This window comes from Acetobacterium sp. UBA5834 (assembly GCF_002435675.1).
GTDB classification, from domain to species: Bacteria; Bacillota; Clostridia; order Eubacteriales; family Eubacteriaceae; genus Acetobacterium; species Acetobacterium wieringae.
Genome location: NZ_DJGY01000062.1, coordinates 1 through 20303 on the forward strand (window position 1 = coordinate 1; position 20303 = coordinate 20303).

Annotated in this window: 19 protein-coding genes and 1 pseudogene; 11 read left to right on the plus strand and 9 right to left on the minus strand. The window is 45.1% G+C overall.

Annotated features, from left to right (window positions below; all coding sequences use genetic code 11):
- Window positions 1-54: 54 nt before the first annotated feature.
- The 3 genes from B3F51_RS12700 to B3F51_RS12710 form a co-directional block, all read right to left on the minus strand.
- Complete coding sequence (locus tag B3F51_RS12700; RefSeq protein ID WP_422652835.1) at window positions 55-1248, minus strand: IS256 family transposase; 1194 nt, start codon at window positions 1246-1248, stop codon at window positions 55-57.
- Between the two features lie 198 nt (window positions 1249-1446).
- Window positions 1447-2685, minus strand: a complete 1239-nt coding sequence (locus tag B3F51_RS12705; protein WP_070371594.1) for a glycosyltransferase family 2 protein — start codon at window positions 2683-2685, stop codon at window positions 1447-1449.
- Between the two features lie 289 nt (window positions 2686-2974).
- Complete coding sequence (locus B3F51_RS12710) at window positions 2975-3187, minus strand: hypothetical protein (RefSeq protein ID WP_070371593.1); 213 nt, start codon at window positions 3185-3187, stop codon at window positions 2975-2977.
- Window positions 3188-3338: 151 nt separating this feature from the next.
- Here B3F51_RS12710 and B3F51_RS12715 point away from each other — a divergent pair, with 151 nt between their 5' ends.
- The 6 genes from B3F51_RS12715 (at window position 3339) to B3F51_RS12740 (ending at window position 10025) form a co-directional block, all read left to right on the plus strand.
- A complete protein-coding gene (locus B3F51_RS12715; RefSeq protein ID WP_070371592.1) occupies window positions 3339-4214 on the plus strand; it encodes an efflux RND transporter periplasmic adaptor subunit in 876 nt (291 codons plus the stop codon).
- On the plus strand, window positions 4214-4903 hold the full coding sequence (locus B3F51_RS12720) for an ABC transporter ATP-binding protein (protein WP_070371591.1): 690 nt from the start codon (window positions 4214-4216) through the stop codon (window positions 4901-4903). The genes B3F51_RS12715 and B3F51_RS12720 overlap by 1 nt, the downstream gene beginning before the upstream one ends.
- On the plus strand, window positions 4896-6068 hold the full coding sequence (locus B3F51_RS12725; protein WP_286947455.1) for an ABC transporter permease: 1173 nt from the start codon (window positions 4896-4898) through the stop codon (window positions 6066-6068). Before B3F51_RS12720 ends, B3F51_RS12725 begins: the two co-directional genes overlap by 8 nt.
- A gap of 20 nt (window positions 6069-6088) precedes the next feature.
- Window positions 6089-6760: a response regulator transcription factor gene (locus tag B3F51_RS12730; RefSeq protein WP_148636927.1), complete on the plus strand. Its 672-nt coding sequence runs from the start codon at window positions 6089-6091 to the stop codon at window positions 6758-6760.
- Between the two features lie 18 nt (window positions 6761-6778).
- A complete protein-coding gene (locus tag B3F51_RS12735) occupies window positions 6779-8092 on the plus strand; it encodes a sensor histidine kinase (protein ID WP_070371588.1) in 1314 nt (437 codons plus the stop codon).
- A 244-nt stretch (window positions 8093-8336) separates the two neighbouring features.
- A complete protein-coding gene (locus B3F51_RS12740; protein WP_286947458.1) occupies window positions 8337-10025 on the plus strand; it encodes an HD domain-containing phosphohydrolase in 1689 nt (562 codons plus the stop codon).
- An 87-nt stretch (window positions 10026-10112) separates the two neighbouring features.
- Here the strand turns inward: B3F51_RS12740 and B3F51_RS12745 are convergent, their stop codons facing one another.
- From B3F51_RS12745 to B3F51_RS12755, 3 genes are read right to left on the minus strand one after another with little or no spacing between them, the layout of a single operon-like run.
- Window positions 10113-12044: an ABC transporter ATP-binding protein gene (locus B3F51_RS12745; protein WP_250934410.1), complete on the minus strand. Its 1932-nt coding sequence runs from the start codon at window positions 12042-12044 to the stop codon at window positions 10113-10115.
- The gene (locus B3F51_RS12750) at window positions 12041-14275 is read right to left on the minus strand and encodes an ABC transporter ATP-binding protein (protein WP_286947460.1); all 2235 of its coding nucleotides are present in this window, start codon (window positions 14273-14275) and stop codon (window positions 12041-12043) included. The genes B3F51_RS12745 and B3F51_RS12750 overlap by 4 nt, the downstream gene beginning before the upstream one ends.
- The gene (locus B3F51_RS12755; RefSeq protein ID WP_263992915.1) at window positions 14272-14799 is read right to left on the minus strand and encodes a MarR family winged helix-turn-helix transcriptional regulator; all 528 of its coding nucleotides are present in this window, start codon (window positions 14797-14799) and stop codon (window positions 14272-14274) included. The genes B3F51_RS12750 and B3F51_RS12755 overlap by 4 nt, the downstream gene beginning before the upstream one ends.
- 195 nt (window positions 14800-14994) lie before the next feature.
- On the opposite strand from B3F51_RS12755, the gene B3F51_RS12760 reads away from it, so the two are divergent.
- The 3 genes and pseudogenes from B3F51_RS12760 to B3F51_RS12770 all read left to right on the plus strand — a co-directional run.
- Entirely contained in the window at window positions 14995-15723 is a 729-nt protein-coding gene (locus B3F51_RS12760; RefSeq protein WP_070371583.1) for an AzlC family ABC transporter permease, read from the plus strand.
- Window positions 15720-16055 (plus strand): branched-chain amino acid transporter permease, encoded by a 336-nt coding sequence (locus B3F51_RS12765; RefSeq protein WP_070371582.1) that lies wholly within the window; start codon window positions 15720-15722, stop codon window positions 16053-16055. Before B3F51_RS12760 ends, B3F51_RS12765 begins: the two co-directional genes overlap by 4 nt.
- A 38-nt stretch (window positions 16056-16093) precedes the next feature.
- Window positions 16094-16231: pseudogene (locus B3F51_RS12770) on the plus strand (MerR family DNA-binding transcriptional regulator); the annotation flags it as partial.
- A gap of 203 nt (window positions 16232-16434) precedes the next feature.
- Here B3F51_RS12770 and B3F51_RS12775 read toward each other — a convergent pair.
- Window positions 16435-16791 carry a winged helix-turn-helix transcriptional regulator gene (locus B3F51_RS12775; RefSeq protein WP_148636934.1) on the minus strand — a complete coding sequence of 119 codons (357 nt, stop codon included), beginning with the start codon at window positions 16789-16791 and terminating at the stop codon, window positions 16435-16437.
- Between the two features lie 138 nt (window positions 16792-16929).
- Here B3F51_RS12775 and B3F51_RS12780 point away from each other — a divergent pair, with 138 nt between their 5' ends.
- A complete protein-coding gene (locus B3F51_RS12780; protein ID WP_148636935.1) occupies window positions 16930-17238 on the plus strand; it encodes a pyridoxamine 5'-phosphate oxidase family protein in 309 nt (102 codons plus the stop codon).
- Between the two features lie 236 nt (window positions 17239-17474).
- Complete coding sequence (gene tsaA / locus B3F51_RS12785; protein ID WP_263992916.1) at window positions 17475-17951, plus strand: tRNA (N6-threonylcarbamoyladenosine(37)-N6)-methyltransferase TrmO; 477 nt, start codon at window positions 17475-17477, stop codon at window positions 17949-17951.
- An 8-nt stretch (window positions 17952-17959) separates the two neighbouring features.
- Here the strand turns inward: tsaA and trmB are convergent, their stop codons facing one another.
- Both trmB and abc-f read right to left on the minus strand, forming a co-directional pair.
- On the minus strand, window positions 17960-18616 hold the full coding sequence (gene trmB, locus B3F51_RS12790) for a tRNA (guanosine(46)-N7)-methyltransferase TrmB (protein WP_228880865.1): 657 nt from the start codon (window positions 18614-18616) through the stop codon (window positions 17960-17962).
- Between the two features lie 24 nt (window positions 18617-18640).
- A complete protein-coding gene (gene abc-f / locus B3F51_RS12795) occupies window positions 18641-20119 on the minus strand; it encodes a ribosomal protection-like ABC-F family protein (RefSeq protein ID WP_250936207.1) in 1479 nt (492 codons plus the stop codon).
- Between the last annotated feature and the right edge of the window lie 184 nt (window positions 20120-20303).

Here is a 20303-nt window from a genome sequence, read left to right on the forward strand (position 1 = left end):
GGTAGTGTCAATAATTTTTCGCAAAAATGGAAACAACCATTTGGGAAATAAAAATCACCCAACAATTGAATCATTTTCCTGAAGTACCATTTCTTTCAGATGATCCATGTTCATGTAGCGTTTCACACCCCATTCAGTGCCGGCAACATGACGTAGCCTGGCACAAACAAGCATTAACGCACTCTGACCATCCGGAAAAGCACCAATGGCTTTAGTCCGCCGTTTTATTTCCCGATTCAACCGTTCAATGGTATTGTTAGTTCGAATTCGTGTCCAGTGCTGAGATGGAAAACCCATATAAGTGAGGGTTTCATCAATGCCATCTTCGAGTTTTTTGGCCGCTGCAGACAGCTTCATTTCCCGGAGTTTTTGAGCCACCTGCTTTGCTTTTTCCTGAGCGGAAACCCGGCATTCCTGGGCGTGAATAGCTTTAAGCATCATCGATACGGTCTTCATTTTATTGCGTGGCGTGACTGAAAAGATATTGCGGTAGAAATGGACGGTGCAACGCTGATACCGGGCATCCGGGAAAACTTCGGGAATGGCATTAAGCATTCCAAGGTTTTTGTCACCAATAATCAGTTGAACCCCTTTGAGGCCCCGGCTTTTCAGCCAGACAAAGAATTCATGCCAGCTGTCATGATCTTCCTTCATGCCTTCAGCGGCGCCTATGATTTCGCGACAGCCATCTTCGTTAACACCGATGGCAATCAGTACGGCAACGTTCTGAATTTCACCACCCCAGCTGCGTTTCAGATAAATCCCATCGACATAAACATAGGGATAGTTCCCGGACAGTGGTCGGGAACGCCAAGTTTCAATGTGGCCATAGGCTTTTTTATTCAGATTGCTGATGGTGCCCGGGGATACCCTGGTTCCCCACAGGGCTTCGGTAATATCTTCCACACGACGGACTGAAACACCAGCGAGATACATTTCAATCAGCGCTTCCTCCACTGAGCATTCCCGGCGTCGGTAGCGCTCAATGATTGCCGTTTCAAAGGGGATTCCCTTGAGTTTTGGCACTTTCAAGGTCACTTCGCCTGCTGTTGTATGAAAATTCCGGTTATAATGACCGGAACGATGGCCTTTTCGTCCTTCACTTCTTTCATACTTATCGGCATTGATCAGTACATCTGCTTCCTGATCCAGCATGGCATTGAGCGTTTCTTCGACGCTGTTTCTCACCAGATCACGCAATTCATTATGGATAATTTCCTGGTTCAGTTGTATAATATTCTCAGACATGGTTTTAGCCTCCTGGTTTATATTTGGTTGTGGTGACTTTATTCTACCAAATGGCTATAGACCATGTCTATTTTTCGTTATTCACTTTTGCGAAATATATTATACGTTATCAACAACAAAAGGAGCTGCAGCGAAGGACGAAGCATAAATTAATTATCAGCAAAAAAACAAGGATGATCCGAAGATCATCCTTGTTTTTTATTCGACTAATTGTGAGATCTTAATACTTTTGGTATGTTCGATGGGTTCCCAGATTTCGATTGGTTTGATAAAACATAAAACATTAATGGGAATCCAGGAAGCCAGATATAACCAGAAAGAAAAAACCGAAACATTATTAATCTGACGAATCTTTTTACCTTCCAGCCATAATACCATGGCGGTAAAGACCACACTGAAGATGACACCACCAACTGAAAAGAGGATGGCAAAGGTTAAAGCGTTGGACCAGACAGAGGTGGTGACAAAGAGCATACCCAGGATGATAAATGAACAAATGGTATAGATACAGGTCAGCACCTGCATAAAGGGGGAAACCAGAAACATTAGCATATCCAGGGCACAACGGTTTTTATCGTTGATCACGGCATCGATGAGCTGTTGGGAATACTGGTTAAAACATTGAATGGTACCAGTCGACCAACGCTTACGCTGGGACCAGGATTGATCAAAGGCAATCGGGTGCTCGTCATAGGTAATGGCTTCAGGTACCCAGGCAACCCGGTAGCCCTTAATAATGCACTGGGTGGTAAATTCGATATCTTCAGTCAGACTGAACGTTTTAAATCCTTCTTTTTTGATGACATCAGCATGCATCATAAATCCGGTACCATTTAAGGTGGCTGACCAGCCGAGTTTGTGACGGGCCAGGTTCATAAAGCGGTTTAAGGTCCAGTAAAACACGGACTGACAACCAGAAATCCAGGAATCATCCGGGTTCTTGCTGTCCCGGTAGCCTTGGGCAATTTTTTCACCTGATTCAAGAACATTATTCATGGTCGAAACAAAGTGCTTATCGACCAGATTATCAGCATCGAAAACGCAGAAAGCATCATAGATGTCATTTTCGGCAAAAATATAATCAAAAAACTGGGAAAGGGCAGCTCCTTTTGATTTGACTTCTGCTGTACAGGTCATGATTTTAGCACCATGTTCAAGGGCCACTTCTCTGGTATTGTCAGTGCAGTTATTGGGAATCACATAGACATCCATCAGTTCTTTGGGATAATCCTGCTGATGCAGACTTTCGATGAGGTTTCCAATAACCGCAGCCTCATTTCGGGCGGCAACCACCACAGCAATGCGGTTTTTGGGAGGGGAGAGGGTATATTTATTGTGTTTGGTATATCCAAATAAGCCAATTCCGAGATAATAGATACCATAAATAAAAAACGGGATACCTAAAATAAATAACAGAGTAAAAATTTGTGAAACCATCTCTCTTTAATTTCTCCTTTATATTCAGTTACATCGATCGTTTTGAGAACCGAAAACAAGTTGTGTTGTTCGGTTCAAATAACTACCTGATATAGTATAAATGCTTTTTTATCATGACACAACCACCAGGAATGATTATTCATGGTGGTTGTGTGAGTTTATGTTCGTCGCATTTAAGTTGTCTCATTTTAACATGAAACAGACTTTTTATCAAGGATAGGGACTACTTCCTGAAAACGAGATCATCAATATTTTAAGGTTATTCAAAGGTTTGTATCGGTTATTCGGCTTATATATCCTCTAAATTATCTTTGATCAGTCGAGTTCGGGGCATTTCATTTTTATGCATGTTGGCGTAATAGCCCCAAACCATTAGCAATCCAATTGGCCAAAGCAGAAGGCACCACAATAACAACCACCACTTAGAGTAATAAAAGGGTTTTTTTTCTGTGTTATCATCGGGTATCTTTTCTTCCATCATATCTAATTTATCATCTAACATTGTCACATCCTCCTTTAATTTCTTTTATTAACATATAGATACCCAAAAACTGTAATAAACAACAAAAAATAAAATCAATGGGTTCATTTTTAATTCATATTGATTGGTTAGAATGCCGATACTAAATAAATTCAGTAAGTGGAGGATCGACGTGAAAAAAGGAAGTACAAAGAAAATTGTGATTGGTAGTATCATTGGGGTGTTGATGATTGGCGGAGGATTTTTGGGCTATCAGGTACTGGCAGATTCGGCAACGACTCAGTACACAAAAACCACCGTTACAGTGGGTAATATTATTAATGACAACCGTTTTACAGGGGTCATTGAGAGTCAGTCCCGGGAAGCGATTGTTGCGACCAGTACCCTGGAAATAAGTGAGCTATATGTCAGCGAAGGCGAACTGATTGCTGAAGACACTGATCTTTATGAACCCGTCACTGGGGATATCGTCACATCATCTGTGGCTGGAGAAGTCGCCGATATTTTTTATGAGGTCGATGATACGGTGGCTGCCGGGGAGAAAATTATGGAAATCGTTGATTTTAATAACCTTCAGTTAAGCATCAAAGTCGACGAGTATCAGTTGTCAACGCTGAGCGTTGGGGCTCCGGTTACCATTAATATTGACAGCATCGGGCGTAGTGTTCCGGGCACTGTCAGTGAAATCAGCCGGGAAGCTAAAAATGAAAATGGGGTCGCTTATTTTACTGCGATTGTAGATTTTTTAGGGGATCCGCAAATTCGCATTGGCATGAATGCAGAGGTGGTTATTGTAAAAGAGCAGGTCGAAAATGCCGTGATGGTTCCGGTGACGGCTATTTTATTTGGGGAGGATAATATGACTTATGTGCTGGTCAAGGGCGAGTCAACGGATCCCGAGCAGCGCCCGGTAACTACCGGGATTACCGATGGCATTAACATTCAAATCATCACCGGTTTAAGCGAGAATGAGGTGGTTTGTGTGCCCATCCTGGACGCCACCGAGGCAACAACCTTCCAGCGACCAGAAAGCGGCGGTGGAATCTGATGAAAGAAAAAATTCTGGAAATGAAAAATCTCGTTAAAACGTATACCATGGGTGATGAGGAGCAGGTGGTTCTAAAAGGCATTGATCTAAAAATCAATCGGGGTGATTTTTTATCGGTGCTGGGCCCATCGGGCTCGGGCAAATCCACCTTGATGAACATTATTGGTTGTCTGGATGTACCCACCAGTGGCAGCTATTATCTGTCCGGAGAACGGATTGAGGATCTGCCGGAGACGGCGCTTTCGCATATCCGTAACCGGGAAATCGGCTTTATCTTTCAGCAGTTCCAACTATTGCCCCGACTATCAGCCCAGAAAAATGTCGAGCTGCCATTGATTTATGCTGGTGTCCCGGAGAAAGAACGACAGCTCCGCAGTGCCGATATTTTAAAACGGGTGGGACTGGCCGAAAAAATGAAAAACCGGCCCAATCAGTTATCCGGCGGTCAGCAGCAGCGGGTGGCCATTGCCCGGGCGCTGGTGACTGAACCAACCATTTTGCTGGCCGATGAACCCACCGGCGCCCTGGATCAACAGACCGGTCATCAGATTATGGAACTGTTTAAAGAACTGTATCAGGAAGGAAAAACCATTGTGATGATTACCCATGATGGCGATGTCGCTAAAAATGGTAGCCGGATTGTGCGGATTGTTGATGGGAATCTCAGCGAGGGGGTATACAATGCTTAAGGAAAGTATTAAAATGGCGTTAGAAAATATCATCAGCAATAAAATGCGCTCCTTTCTCACCATGCTAGGGATTATTATCGGGGTGGGATCGGTGATTGCCCTGATTACCATTGTCTCGGGAGCGACCAGCACCGTTACCGATCAGGTGGCCTCAATGGGGGCTAATACCGTGACCATTCAGGTTCAGGGAACACCGCTGAAACAGGGACTGACCCAGGGGAATGTCACTAAAATTTCTGAGCTTTCAAATATTGAAGGAATTGCCCCGACCATTTCCGGCCAAACGACGGTGGCTTTCGACGGCAAGACCATGGATGAGATCAGCCTCCAGGGAAAAAATGATGTTTACTTTCAAAACACTGAAGATGTCATTTCGGCTGGGCGAATCATTAATCCTGTTGACACTGAAAATAAAAGCCGGGTGGCTTTAATTGGAAATGATATTGCCAACGAACTTTATGTCGGGAAAAACCCCATTGGCCAGGAAATAAAAATCGGCGGCATTACCTATCAGGTCATTGGCATCTTACAGGAATCGGACAGCTTTGCTCAGGCGGATACCAATAAGGCAGTGATGATTCCCTACACCACCGCTATGGGGGTCGTTGGCGCCAAGTACATTAACAGCTTGACTGTTTACATTGCTGATGAGGCTCTGGCGGACACGACCACCCGGCAAATTGAAGGGGTTTTAACCAAAGCTTTTAACGGTGATGATGATGGCTACTCGATTGTAAACATGCAGAGTATTCTAGAGACCATAGCAGAAATGACCAGTATTCTGTCGATGATGCTGGGTGGCATCGCCTCAATTTCGCTGGTCGTCGGGGGGATTGGAATTATGAACATGATGCTGGTTTCGGTCACTGAACGAACCAGCGAAATCGGCTTGCGCAAGGCCCTGGGAGCAGAGCCGAAGCAGATTCAGCTCCAGTTTCTAATTGAATCAGTGGTGCTTTGTCTGATTGGTGGCATCATCGGCTTTGGGCTGGGGGTCGTTCTGGCCTGGGTCGTGGCCAACCTGATTGGAACCAGTTTTGCTCTGACGGCTTCCACCGTTTTATTGGCAATCGGCTTTTCCGCTGCCATCGGCGTTGTTTTTGGCTTCATGCCAGCCCGCAAGGCGTCCCGACTCAACCCGATTGATGCCCTGCGCAGTATTTAGGAGAAAAACAGGAGAAAGAAATGTTTCGTATTTTGATTTGTGAGGATGATAACCATATTCGCCGACTGTTTCGGGATGTTCTGGAGAAAGAAGGTTATTCGGTGTTTGAAGCGATTGATGGCGTTATGGCCTTGGATGCACTGGAAAAAAACCACATTGATCTGCTGATCACCGATGTGATGATGCCCCACATGGATGGTCATGCCTTAACCAAAACCCTGCGGGACGGCGGCCTGGAGCTGCCGATCCTGATGATCACCGCCCGGGAAAGCATCGATGATAAAAAATCCGGTTTTAAAGCCGGAACTGATGATTATATGGTTAAGCCGGTGGACATGGATGAAATGCTGCTGCGGGTCTTTGCCTTATTACGGCGAGCCAAAATTGCCAATGAACAGCGGCTGGTGGTGGGAAAAACAGTTCTGGATTATGAAGCCTTGACCTTAAGCATCGGGGATGAAACCATCACCCTCCCTAAAAAAGAGTTTCTGTTGCTGTTTAAACTATTATCGGCACCGAACCGGATTTTTACCCGGGCTCAGATTATGGATGAAATATGGGGCTATGAAAGTGAAAGTGATCACCGCACGGTGGATGTTCATATCAAACGGTTACGGGAAAAACTGGAACACAATCAGGATTTCGAAATCATCACCGTTAAGGGCCTGGGATATAAGTCCCGGGTTTTATAGTGGAGACTAAGGAGTTATATGAAAAATAAAATTTTTCATTCAATTTATACAAAATTTCTGGTGACCTTTTTAGGGGTGCTTTTTTTCTCCTCGACCCTCACCTTTGGCGTGATTTACTGGTCACAACTGGGCAATATTCTCGAACAGCTCCGGGTAGAACTGGTCAATCAGGCCCAGGCAGTTCAGATTCTTAATCAGGAAAAGTTGGGGGATGATGTCATTGTCAATTTATATAGCCAGGGCATTGTGGTGTCCCGGATTGTTGCCAGCTTGGATGAAGTGGGGGTAACCTTAACCGATGCGGAGCAAAAAAAAATCGAAGCCGGGGAGATCGTCTATCTGAATACCCACCAGGCCCAGGATTTACCAATGGCATTGGGAAAACTGGCGGATGGCTATGTGGTCAGTCGGCCGAATCTGGAAAAAAATCAAATTGCTGGCTTTATGGAACTTCAGCGCACCACCATGCTGGTCACCTTGTTGATCGGATCGGTGCTGATTGTCATTGCGGTTGCGATGATTGCCAGACCGATTAAAGCGGTTTCTGAGGCTACAAAAAAAGTGGCCAATGGTGACTTTGATGTCAGGCTAACGGTTAGAGGAAAGGATGAACTGGCCGTGCTGGCGCAAAATTTTAATATCATGACGGCTGCCCTTTCCCGTAATGACTATATCCATCGAGATTTTGTCAGTAACGTGTCCCATGAGTTTAAAACCCCCATCGCTTCGATTAAAGGCTTTGGCAAGCTTTTAAAAGATCCCGATCTTTTGGAAACCCAGCGGCAGGAATATATTGATATTATTGTCGACGAAAGTGACCGGCTATGGAAACTATCAGCTAATGTGTTAAAACTCTCGGAGCTGGAGAATGGGGTTCTGGGTTTGAGAAAAGAAGCCTTTGCCCTGGATGAAGCCATCCGGCGGGTGATCTTGCTGCTACAGGAAAAGTGGGAAGCTAAAAATATCGATTTGGATATCCAGTTGGATGATACAATCTACCAGGGTGATCCCGAGCTGATGGCGATGGTTATTATCAATCTGTTGACCAATGCCATTAACCATAGCCCGACAGCTGGTCACATCAGCATTGCGCTGCACAAAACCGCCAAAGAAGTGGTTATCGAAATAGCCGATACCGGAAAGGGTATCGCTAAGGAAGACCAGAAAAAGATCTTTGATCGCTTTTATAAGGCCGATCAATCCCGCAGTACGCCTGGAACCGGTCTGGGACTCACCATTTCCCAGCGGATTGTGACGCTTCACGGGGGCACCATCGGGGTGGAGAGTGAGCCGGGAAAAGGCAGTCGTTTTTTGGTCAGACTGCCTCAATAAACAGTCACATATCAGTCAGTCCTCGATGCCTAAGTAGACGTTCCAACGGCTTTGCTGTTGAAACAGTTTGCTTAAAGGTCGGAGACTGGCTTTTTTACGTTGTCAGCAGCAGCAAAAAAGGTCAGAAAGACAGCTCTTTTTAAGATGCGCAGGGATTTAGTAATAAATTCTATTGAAGTTCACAAAAAAATAATATATCATGAAATTAGTTTTATTTCGATTACAATAAAGGATGTTGGCTGATATGACAATCTATGATTCGCTGTTTCTTTTATATTCCATTGGACTGGTTATTTCAATCATCTGTATTATCGGTGTGGCGCTTCAAAAACCGTCCGATGAGCAGAAGCTGATGCTCCTGATTGCTTTTTTTGCGTTTTTAATATCGCTGGGATATTGGTTGGGGATTCAGGCCAATTCGGCCGAAGCCATCATAATTGCTTACAAACTGATGTATTTGGGTGGCTGTAGTCTTTATTTTCTGTTCGTCCTGTTTTTTGTCCGTTATTATAAGATTAAGGCACCAATCCTTTTTTTTCCGCTCTTTGGCCTGCTTTGTCTGCTGTTAATTGGGGCGACCCTGACGATAGATCTGCACCACTGGTTTTATCAGAGCTATGCCTTTGTTTATAAAACCGGTGTGCCGGTGCTGCTTAAAGAATATGGCATTCTTCATACCATCTACATGATCATGGAAGCAGCTGTGGTCGTGGGGCTGATTGTGGTGGTGATCGATCAAAGTCGCAAACGGAAAGACAAGGAATGGTGGGAGCCATTGCTTCTGGTGGCGGTACCTTTAATTCCGGCAGCTATTCATCTGAGCAAATTATATCTGCCAATTCAAATTGAGATAGCAGCCATTGGCATTTTGATTTCCGAGCTCTTATTGATTGTGCTGATCTATCGACTCAAGATTTATGATATCAACGATACCGCCAAACAATTGATCATTGATTCGATGGATGATGCCATCATCGTGGTTGATCACAATTACCAGTACAAAGAAGTCAATGAACAGGCCATTGTACTGTTTCCGGATTTTGCCAAAGCCAAAAAAGACACCGGTCTGGCGGAGATCTCCCCGGATCTCGATCAGATCCTCAGAGCGCAAGAAACCAGTTTATGCTATCGTGAAAGCCGGATTTATGAACCGCGGATCAGAACGATCCGCCGCAACAGCCAGATCCGCGGCTATGTGATCTGGTATCAGGATGTCACGGAAGCGGAAAAACGCAAAGAACTGATTCTTAATTACCAACAAGATCTACAGCAGGAAGTGGTGCAGAAAACCGCCCAAATCAAAGAGATTCAGGAACAGGTCATCATCAGTTTTGCCAATATTATCGAAATCCGGGATACCATCACCGGGGAACATGTCCGCCGAACCAGTCTTTACGCCGAAAAAATTGCGGCAGTACTGCTTCAAAATGGCGATTATCCGGAGACCGTTAATGAACACTTTATCCGGCTGCTCTATGCGGCGGCACCGCTGCATGATGTGGGGAAAATTATGGTTTCTGACAGTATCTTGAATAAGCCGGGAAAACTGACAGAAGCAGAATGGATACTGATGAAAAAACATGCCGAAAATGGACAGAAGATTTTAGAAAATGCCCTGTCAAAAATTGAGGATGTAGATTATTATAAGATGGTTTGCGAGGTTGCCAGGTACCATCATGAGCGCTGGATTGGCGGGGGCTATCCGGATGCTTTATCGGGCGAAGCGATTCCTCTGAGCGCCCGGATTATGGCCATTGCCGATGTCTTTGATGCCCTGACGTCGGCTCGGCCCTATAAAGAGATCTATGATTTTGATACGGCCTTTGACATTATCAAAAACGAACGGGGCCTGCAATTTGATCCGATCCTGGTTGATGCATTTTTGTCAATTCGCAAAGAAATCGAAGCGATTGCGATTGATCAGGGAAACTAAAAAACGTTACATTAAAACAGGGAGCTGTTCGGATCGGTATGTCGACCCGGACAGCTCCCTGTTATTTGAAAGAATCGGTGAGATGAATTAGCTAAGTAGCGGATTAACCGCCAATAAATCTTCGGCCAATTCGTTTTCCAGCTCTTCGGCTTTTTCAAACTGCGAATTATAAAGCTTGGCATAAAAGCCATTTTCAGCCAGCAGATCGTAATGGTTGCCCTGTTCCACAATATCGCCTTCATTCATTACCAGAATCAGATCGGCATTTTTAATGGTCGATAAGCGATGGGCGATGACAAAGCTGGTTCGCCCTTCCATCAGGTTATCCATGGCTTTCTGAATCAGCACTTCAGTACGGGTATCCACCGAGCTGGTAGCTTCATCAAGAATCAGGATTTTCGGATCAGCTAAAATGGCCCGGGCAATGGTCAAAAGCTGTTTCTGACCCTGAGAGACATTGCTGGCTTCTTCATTTAAGCACATGTTATAGCCATCCGGTAGAGTGTGGACAAAATAATCCACCTGGGCGGCTTTGGCTGCCGCTTCCACCTCGGTATCAGTGGCATCGAGACGACCGTATTTGATATTGTCCCGGATGCTGGCATTGTAAAGCCAGGTATCCTGAAGGACCATCCCAAAGAGGCTGCGCAGATCACCCCGGCTGAAGTCTACAATATTGTGGCCGTCCACCAGGATGGCCCCGGATTCGACATCGTAAAAACGCATCAGAAGTTTGACAATGGTGGTTTTGCCAGCGCCGGTAGGGCCAACAATGGCGACCTTCTGACCTTCTTTAATGTGGGCCGAAAAGTCTTTGATAACTGGTTTTTCGGGATGATAACCAAAGTTCACGTGGTCGAAGTCGACCTGACCAGAAACGCTTGCCAGATCAAAAGCCGTAGTGCTTTCTTCCACTTCTTCCGCTTCATCCAGAAAGGCGAAGACCCGTTCGGCGGCAGCGGTGGTTTGTTGCAGAATGTTTGAGATATTGGCAATCTGCATAATTGGCTGGGTAAACTGGCGGACATATTGGATAAAAGCCTGGATATCACCAACGCTTAAGCGACCATTCACGGCCAGATAACCGCCGAGGATACAAACCGCCACATAGCCCAGGTTACCAATAAAATTCATCATTGGCATCATCAGTCCCGATAAAAACTGGGACTTCCAGGCTGAGCTGTAAAGGGTGGTGTTATAATGGTCAAATGTTTCAAAAGAAGCTTCTTCACCGTTAAAAGCCTTAACGACGTTGTGGCCACCGTACATTTCTTCGACATGGCCGTTAATGTGGCCCAGATAGGTTTGCTGTTCACTGAAATGAGGCTGGGATTTTTTAACAATGTTTACCACCACCACAAATGAGATCGGTACGATCAGCAGCGCCACAATGGTCATTTGCCAGCTGATTGAAAACATCATGATCAGTATACCCACCAGGGTCGCCACGGAGGTAATGATCTGGGTGACGCTCTGGTTCAGGGTCTGATTGACCGTTTCAATATCGTTGGTCAGAAAGGAGAGCACTTCGCCATAGCTGGTTTTGTCAAAATATTTAAAGGGCAGACGATTAATTTTGGCAAAAATATTGCGTCGCAATTCATAGGTGACTTTCATCGAAATGCCGGTCATGATATAGCCCTGTATATAGGAAAACAGCGCCGCAATGACGTAGAGACCAAGGAGCAGTAGCAGAATCTGACTGATATAGCCAAAGTCAATGCCCTTGCCATTATCGGCAATTAGATTCATAACCCCTTCAAAAAGAGCCGTGGTGGCATTACCCAGAATTTTTGGTCCAACAATCATAAAGACCGTCGAGGCAACGGCGAAGATCAGCACAAAGAAGAGTCTGATTTTATAGACCGACAGATAACGGGCCAGTTTTTTAAGGCTACCCTTAAAATCCTTGGCTTTTTCGCCGGGCATCATGCCAGCGGGGCCACCGGGGCCCCGGCCCATTCCGCCGCCGCCCATGGGGCCGCGTTTTGGTGTTTTGAGATTATTTTGATCGCTCATATGTTTAGTTCCTCCTCTGATAATTGTGAGGATGCAATTTCCTGGTAGGTGGCACAGCTTTTTAAAAGTTCATGATGGGTGCCCTTGCCAACGATTCGGCCATGATCCAGAACGATGATCTGCTCCGCATGCATAATGGTGTTGATTCGTTGGGCGACAATCAGCACCGTACTGTTACCGGTGTATTCTTTTAAAGCCCGGCGCAGAGCCACATCGGTTTTATAATCCAAAGCTGAGAAGCTATCATCAAAAATATAGATATCCGGTTTGCGCACCAGCGCCCGGGCAATTGATAATCGTTGCTTCTGACCGCCGGAAACATTGCTGCCACCCTGGGCGATTTCCCGCTCGAAACCATCAGGACTGCCTTCGATAAAGTCGGAGGCCTGAGCAACCTGAGCCGCAAGGGCCAGATCGTCATCACTGGCATTTTGATTGCCATAGCGCAGATTAGAAGCGATCGTACCCGAAAAAAGCACCCCTTTTTGGGGAATGTAACCAATCTTTTCCCGCAGATCATGTTGGGTAACTTCCCGGATGTCCAGACCATCAATTTTGACTGCACCAGCAGTCACATCAAAGAAGCGGGGAATCAGATTGATCAGGGTTGATTTACCCGAACCGGTAGACCCGATAAAGGCCGTGGTTTCGCCGGGCTTAGCTGCAAAGCTGATATCATGAAGGACATCTTCCTCAGCGCCTTCATAGCGGAAAGAGACGTGGTCAAATTCGAGGGTGGTCTGGGCGTTCATCGGCAGTTCTTTGGGGGTAGCCGGATCGACAATGCTGGGTTTAACCGCCAGCACTTCCTGAATCCGATCGCCGGAAACGGCCGCCCGGGGAATCATGATAAACATCATTGACATCATCAGGAAGGAGAAGATAATCTGCATGGTGTACTGCATAAAGGCCATCATATCACCAACCTGCATGGCGGCATCAGCGATTTGCTGGGCACCGACCCAGACAACCAGGAGGGTCACACCATTCATGATAAACATCATCGTTGGCATCATAAAGACCATCACCCGGTTGACAAAGAGATTATTGGCAGTGGTGTCCTTATTGACCGCATCAAAACGGTTTTCTTCAAATTTCTGGTTGCCGAAAGCGCGGACGACCATCAAGCCGGTCAGGCTTTCCCGGGTGACCAGATTCAGTTTATCAACCAGTTTCTGAATCAGTTTGAAACGGGGCATGGCAACGGTAAAAACGACCCCAATAAGTAACATAATCGCAACAACCGCGACAACGATAATCCAACCCATCGAGGTGGTTCGGCGCAGTGCCATAATAATCCCGCCAATGGCCAAAATCGGTGAATAGATGAGAATCCGGATGCCCATAATCAGCATCGTCTGGATTTGGGTGATGTCATTGGTGTTTCGGGTGATTAGTGAGGCGGTTGAGAATTTATCAAATTCGGTATTCGAGAAGCACTGAACTTTTCTAAAAACATCCTGGCGGAGGTTTTGGGAAACCCCGGCAGCGATGCGGGCTGAAAAGAAGCCGATTAAAATTGATGCCAGAGCGGCAATTAACGATAACAGCAGCATCAGTGCACCAATTTTTAAGATATAAAGATTCTGTATCGCACCAACATCGACACCCAGTTCAATATAGAATTGTTTGGTGAATTGAACGGCGGTTTGAATCTGCATCGATTCTGGAGTTTGGGCAGCTTGTTCCCGGGCCTCATCAAAGGTTGATGAAGGTAACTGCGTCAGCATTGGCAGAGCTGCATAAATCTGGGTAAAATCCAGGTCTGTCATGCTTTCGGAGGCGCTGGCATCGGCGGCTCCGGTATCCAGCGAACGCATGTAATTAATAAATGTCCAGGTAGCTTCGCCAAAAATGGGGTCTAGCGTAGCAAAGGTTTGCTCGGAAGGATCGGTCAGCACATAGATACTCTCGGTTTCCAATGCCGGAAATTTTGCCAGGGTGCTCTCATAATTGGGATTACTGGTATCCTCCGGGCTCATCAGTAGATAGTTATCGGCTACCGTTTGCTGATCATCCGCAGTCATAAAGGTTGTCATCAGGGTATAGCCGTCTTCACTGATGGCTTCCGGGGTGGCATGCTCGATCCCGTTTTGCTGGATACCGACATTGACAATATCGGACATGTAGTTGGGCAGATTCAAATCGGATATCGCTTGCACAAAAAGCAGCACCAGGGTAATGAACAGTACCCCCAGATAGGGTTTTAAATAGCGTGAAAGCTTGATCATGTTGTTTTCCTTTCTGCTTGGTCTTTTTGTTTCAGGCCGCATTGTTTTTGATCAATCTGATCAAAGGCGACCGCTAATTTGTCTAATAAAAGCACCAGCGCCTGGGCATCTTCTTCGCCCAGTAAGGTGGCGGCTTCGTCATAGATTTGGAAGCAGGATTTTGATACATCGGTTTCCAACTGAAGGCCTGCGGCAGTGAGGTTAACGTAAACCAGGCGGCGATCCTTGCTGGAGGCAATCCGCTCCACATAGCCATGTTTTTCCAACGTCGAGATGGTTTGAGAAACGCCAGGCATGGAAATGGCGGTTTCTCGACTGAGCTGGGAAATTTTAACCCCGGGGGCCAGCGGAAGATTATTAGTCAGGGCTGTTTTTTGTTCCTCGTCATACATTTTTTTAAGGGTTTTTAACATAAAAAACTCATGGGGTTTGAGATCCTGCATAAATTCTTTATGAATCCGCCCCATGCTTGATTTTTTAATGCGATGAAATGCCTTAAAAAGATCGTGTCCATTTAAATTCAATGATAACTCCTTTCGCAGATTAATGATTAACTGAGATAACAGTTAATCACCATAATAGTTAATTTACTTAAGTAAACATATTATAAACAAAGAGCAGAATTATGCAAGGTAAAAAACTTTTGAAAAGCATTAACACAAAAATTTATGCTATAATAGTTCAGTAACTTAAGGAAAATTAAGATAAGGAGCAGAAAATTGAATACAACCAAGAAAAAAGAAGCATTTAAAGAGACGTTAAAGTTTGCCTTCATCCAAACTGTGCCGGTACTTTTCGGCTATGTTTTCATGGGCATCGCCTTCGGCATTCTGCTGGAAAAAGCCGGATACAATTTCATCTGGGCATTCTTTATCAGTCTGATTATATACGCCGGTTCGATGCAATTTGTATTAATTGGATTACTGGGTGGCGGAATGGGATTATTGTCGTTGATCGTCCTGACCCTGTCGGTACAAAGCCGTCATATTTTTTATGGATTATCCTTTATTGAGAAATTCAAAGCAATGGGAAAATGGGGCTGGTATATGATTTTTTCGCTGACTGATGAAACCTATTCGCTGCTCTGTGGGATGAATATTCCCAAAGAACTAAATGAGAAACAGGTTTTTTTTACCGTAGCGGCCCTGGATCAGAGCTACTGGATTATTGGCTGTACCCTTGGGGCAGTCATCGGCAGCTTCATCGGCTTTGATACTACCGGCATTGATTTTGCCATGACTGCCCTGTTTGTGGTAATTTTTATTGAGCAGTGGTACAGTTATCAATCCCATTTACCGGCCCTGCTGGGGACGATTTGTGGGGTGGCATCGCTTGTTATCTTTGGACCTGGCGCTTTTATTCTGCCAGCGCTGATTGCGGCGGTATGCTTGCTGCTGGTTTTTAAAAACAGCATTAAAATCGGCGAGAATCAGGAGGTGTGTCAATGAGTACAGAATTTTTAACGCCGTTATTGGTAATTCTGGTGGTGGCCGCCTGTACCTTCCTGACCCGCTTTTTGCCCTTTGCCCTGTTTGGCGGGGGGAAGGAAGTACCCGCTCTGGTTAAAACCCTGGGTGATCTGCTCCCACCGGCGGTGATTGCCATTCTGGTGGTTTATTGTTTAAAAGGCGTCAGTGTGATGGTGGCACCCCATGGTTTTCCCGAGTTTATTGCGGTTGCCATTGTGGCGCTGCTGCACATTTGGAAGCGTAATAATCTGCTTAGTATTGGCGGGGGAACGCTGGTCTACATGGTGTTGATCCAAATGGTGTTTGTATAGATAGTCACCAGAATCAAAGCAGATGATAAGAGGTAGAAATGTTTAAAATTGGTGAGTTTTCTAAGCTAACCCAGGTATCGATTCGGATGCTCCGTTATTATGACGAAAATAATTTGTTAAAACCGGCGAAGACGGATCCTTATAGTGGCTATCGCCTGTATTCGGTGGAGCAAATTCCGCCGAAAATATTGCCGGGGTCTATCGTTCACTGGCCTATTGGCTGACTGAGCATGGTGGGTTTAGAATGAAAGGAAATAACCGACAGATTTGTCACCGGGGGCCCTGGAATGAGGAAAACCCGGCTCATTACCTGACCGAAATTCAGATTGGATTGGAAAAAGCAAATTAAAACATGGGAGATAGTATTATAGATTTTTAATCAGTTTTTTATGTCCTTGCCCCATGCAGAAAGACTTCCCAGAATCGGAATAAGACGATTCGTGTTTTTGGTTAATTCATACTCGACTCTTAAGGGCATTTCGTTGTATTGTGTGCGGAGGATGAGACCATCCGCTTCGAGTTCCTTCAGTGAGGAAGCGAGCATGGTGTTGGTTACGCCTTTAATTTTTTTTCTTAACGCATTATAACGTGTCGGCCCGTCGTTATACAGTGCACACAGGATGGGAATCTTCCATTTACCTCCAATGATTTCAAGAGCAGCTGAAAGTGGGCATTTTTCTTGGCATGGGCAGATGTTTCCGGAACATAAGGAAGTTGTGTTTTCAGAGATAGTCATTTTTTTCTTATCTACTTTCTATTTTCGTATTTGATCATATTTTTTTGCGTAGTTTACAAGCTATTTAAGTTAGTATTATAATTGTATCAGGTAGTAATTACGGAGTCAATTGCTATACTAAACTTTGGAGGAATTGAAATGGTTATTAATGAAGAAATGAAAAGTGTTATCGAAAACTCGGCGTTCCTGACAATTGTAACAATGTGTCCCGATGGTAGCCCACACCCAATTATTGTTGGAGGTGGTACAGTTGAAGGGGACACTGTTTCGGTGGGCGTCTATGCAATGAAGGTTACGCAGGAAAATATCAAGAAAAACGACTGTGCGATGTTGCTGGCAGCTCAAAAATTTGAAGGTGGAGCCAAAGGTTGTCGTTTTACTGGCAGTGCAAAAGTTATTGACGGGAAATTTGTATTTACGGCAACAAAGGCTGAAGCCCTTATTTAAATCAATAAGAATAATACCGCTATTAAAAAACCACTGATTATGTGAGACCTTGAGAGTCTTTGTAATCAGTGGTTTTTAATTGGACACTAATATTAATGCATTTTTCAGGATTAAAGAGATTTCGATTAAGTTTAGTAGAGGTGCTTTCTTTCAATTATATAATTATGATTCTTATTGACTCTCACATGGTGTCAGGGTCTAGAATAAGAATATAATAAAGTTATGGAGGTAAACAAATGAAACAAGGTTACGTAAAACCAATTGGCACCATTCGTGTTCAGGGGGAGGAGATCTTTATTGAACTGGAAGAAGCCTATCGGGAAGGGCTGGAAGGACTGAACGGGTTCTCGCACATCAATGTTTTCTGGTGGTTCAGTGAGTTTGATAATGAAGCGGCCAGGAAGGTTCTTTCCGGCCCCCAGCCCTATAAACAGGCCCCGGCGGTGATGGGCGTATTTGCCACCCGATCACCAATTCGGCCCAATCCCATTGCCTTGACCCCGGTTTCGGTGTTGGAAATCGACGATCAAAAAGGGACTATCAAAATTCCCTACATTGATGCCAATGACGGCACCCCGGTGTTGGATATTAAACCCTATACCCCCAGTCTGGATCGGGTACAAAATCCTTTAGTGCCACATTGGTGTGAACATTGGCCTAAAAGTGTGGAAGCATCTGGTGATTTTGATTGGGCGGCGGAGTTTAATTTTTAAGTTCAGAGCTAAGTTAAGCTGGCAATTAAGAACTTTATCTTAATCCCCTGGTCACTAAACATTCTTTCATGTTCGGTTTCAATGTTGTCGGAATAGTCTGCGGCGTGAAGATCATTAATTAAAGTTGTGATGGTAAAGCCGGCGGATTCTAAATACTTGATGGAATCCCGGAATAAATCATCACTGTCAGTTTTAAAATGAATCTCGCCATTTTCTGCTAAGAGTTTTTTATATTTTTCCAGTTGTTTAGTGTGCGTCAGCCGCTTTTTATGAAAGCGGCGGCGAGGCCAGGGATTACAGAAATTAATGTAAATCCGCTCGACCCCATCCTCGGGAGCGAGGATCATATCAATCCGTTCAATATCCCAGGACATGATCTGGACATTGTCAATGGCTTGGTTCTTGTCAGCGTAGGCTGCTTGAATATTACGTTTGGTTAAACCCAGAACGGCGTCAATCAGATCAATGGCCAGATAGTTGGTTTCGGGATGGCGGCTGGCCAGTTCGGCAATAAAGGTTCCTTTTCCGCAGCCCAATTCAATATGAAGGGGCTGCTTTTTCTTAAATAAGTGGTGCCATTGGCCGCGATGAACCGGCGGTGTGGCCTGAAAAAAGCCACAGGCTTCCAGCTCCGGGCGGGCCCAGGGTTTTGGTCGTAGATGCATGGGTTACTCCTTTGGTAAATTGTTTTATAGTTCTATAATTTTTGTCGCAATATGGTCAATGAAGGATCGGTCATGTTCCACAAAGATCATCGTTGGCGGGGTCTGTAGCAAAAGCTCCTCAATCTGCAACCGGGAGAGGACGTCGATATAATTAAGCGGTTCGTCCCATAAATATAAGTGGACCGATTGACAAAGGCTGCGGGCTAAATAGACTTTCTTTTTTTGCCCCTCACTAAAGCTAGTCAGGTTTTTCTCAAATTGCTCCCGGTTAAATCCCAGCTTTCGCAAAATGGTTTTAAAGAGACTTTCGTCAATCCCTTGGCAGCGGGAAAAATCACGAAGATCACCGGTTGGTAAGTCGGTGTCTTGCGGAATATGCGATAGCTGCAGCTGACTGCCCAGCTCCAGATTGCCGGAAAAGCTGATTGGCTGGCCCAGTAGCAGTTTAAGCAAACTGGATTTACCCGAGCCATTCGGACCGACGATGGCAATCCGGTCGCCCTGGTTGATCGTAAAATTTAAATCGTTCAGAATGGGGCGGTCATCATAGTAAAGGGACAGGTGGTTGGCCGAAATCAGCCGCTCTTTTTGATAAGCCCGGGGCCGGATCTTGAGACTGTCGTTCCAGTCGATATTTTTCATTAACTTTTCTTTTGACTCAATATTCTTTTGCTGACGCTTTTCCAGCGATTTGGAGCGTTTCATCATTTTCGCAGACTGATGACCAATATGGCCCCGATCCGGGCGAAGGCCGGAAACCCGTTGTCCGTTTTTTGACTTCTCAACGGCATTCGACCAATTTTCGGTGCGTTTGGCAGCGGTTTTTAATTGATCGATTTCCTGTTTGAGTTTTTTATTTTGATTGCATTCAAACTGATCCTGACGCTGTTTATTAAGAAGCCAGCTGGAATAGTTGCCTTTTTGAATCTCAATGTTCATTTTGTTAATCGACAAGACGTGATCGACGCAATTATCCAGGAAGGTGCGGTCGTGGGAAACCAGAATAAAACCCGGTTTCTTTTTCAAATACTGACTGACAACACGTCGACCTTCCAGATCGAGATGATTGGTCGGCTCATCAATTAAGAGAAATTGATTTGGTTTTAAAAATAAGGCCGCCAGTAATACCTTGGTTTGCTCGCCCCGGCTCAGGCTGCTAAATGGCCGCTCCAGCAGCGCTGCATCCAGGTTCAGTAGCGACAGCTCCCGCTGCAGTTCCCAGAGCGGGTAATCAGGATAAATCTCATCGACAAGAGTGCGAGTCAGTTGGGAAGGGTTCTTGATTGCAAAAGGAAAATATTCAAAATCGACCGCTGCGGCGATCACGCCGCTATAGTCATAAAGACCCATCAGAAGTTTTAAAAAGGTCGTTTTGCCGCGACCATTACGGCCGATAAAACCCAGTTTCCAGTTTGTGTCGATGGTAAAGGAAACATCTTCAAAAATATTTTCGCAACTGCTTTCGTAGTTAAAGCTTAAATGTGATATGGAAATTTGTGACATCATTGTACCTCTCTTGCCAAGCCAGATAACAGTAGCTTGGACACATAAAAAACCGCAAGAAAATTATCCTGCGGCTCAATGATGGGCAGCCCAAAAAATCCATAAATAAGGAGTTGATGGTGCTAGAGAGGCAGTGCTTTTCTTGTAATTCTCTTGCTTAAGCGCACCAAAACAAGCGGTTTAA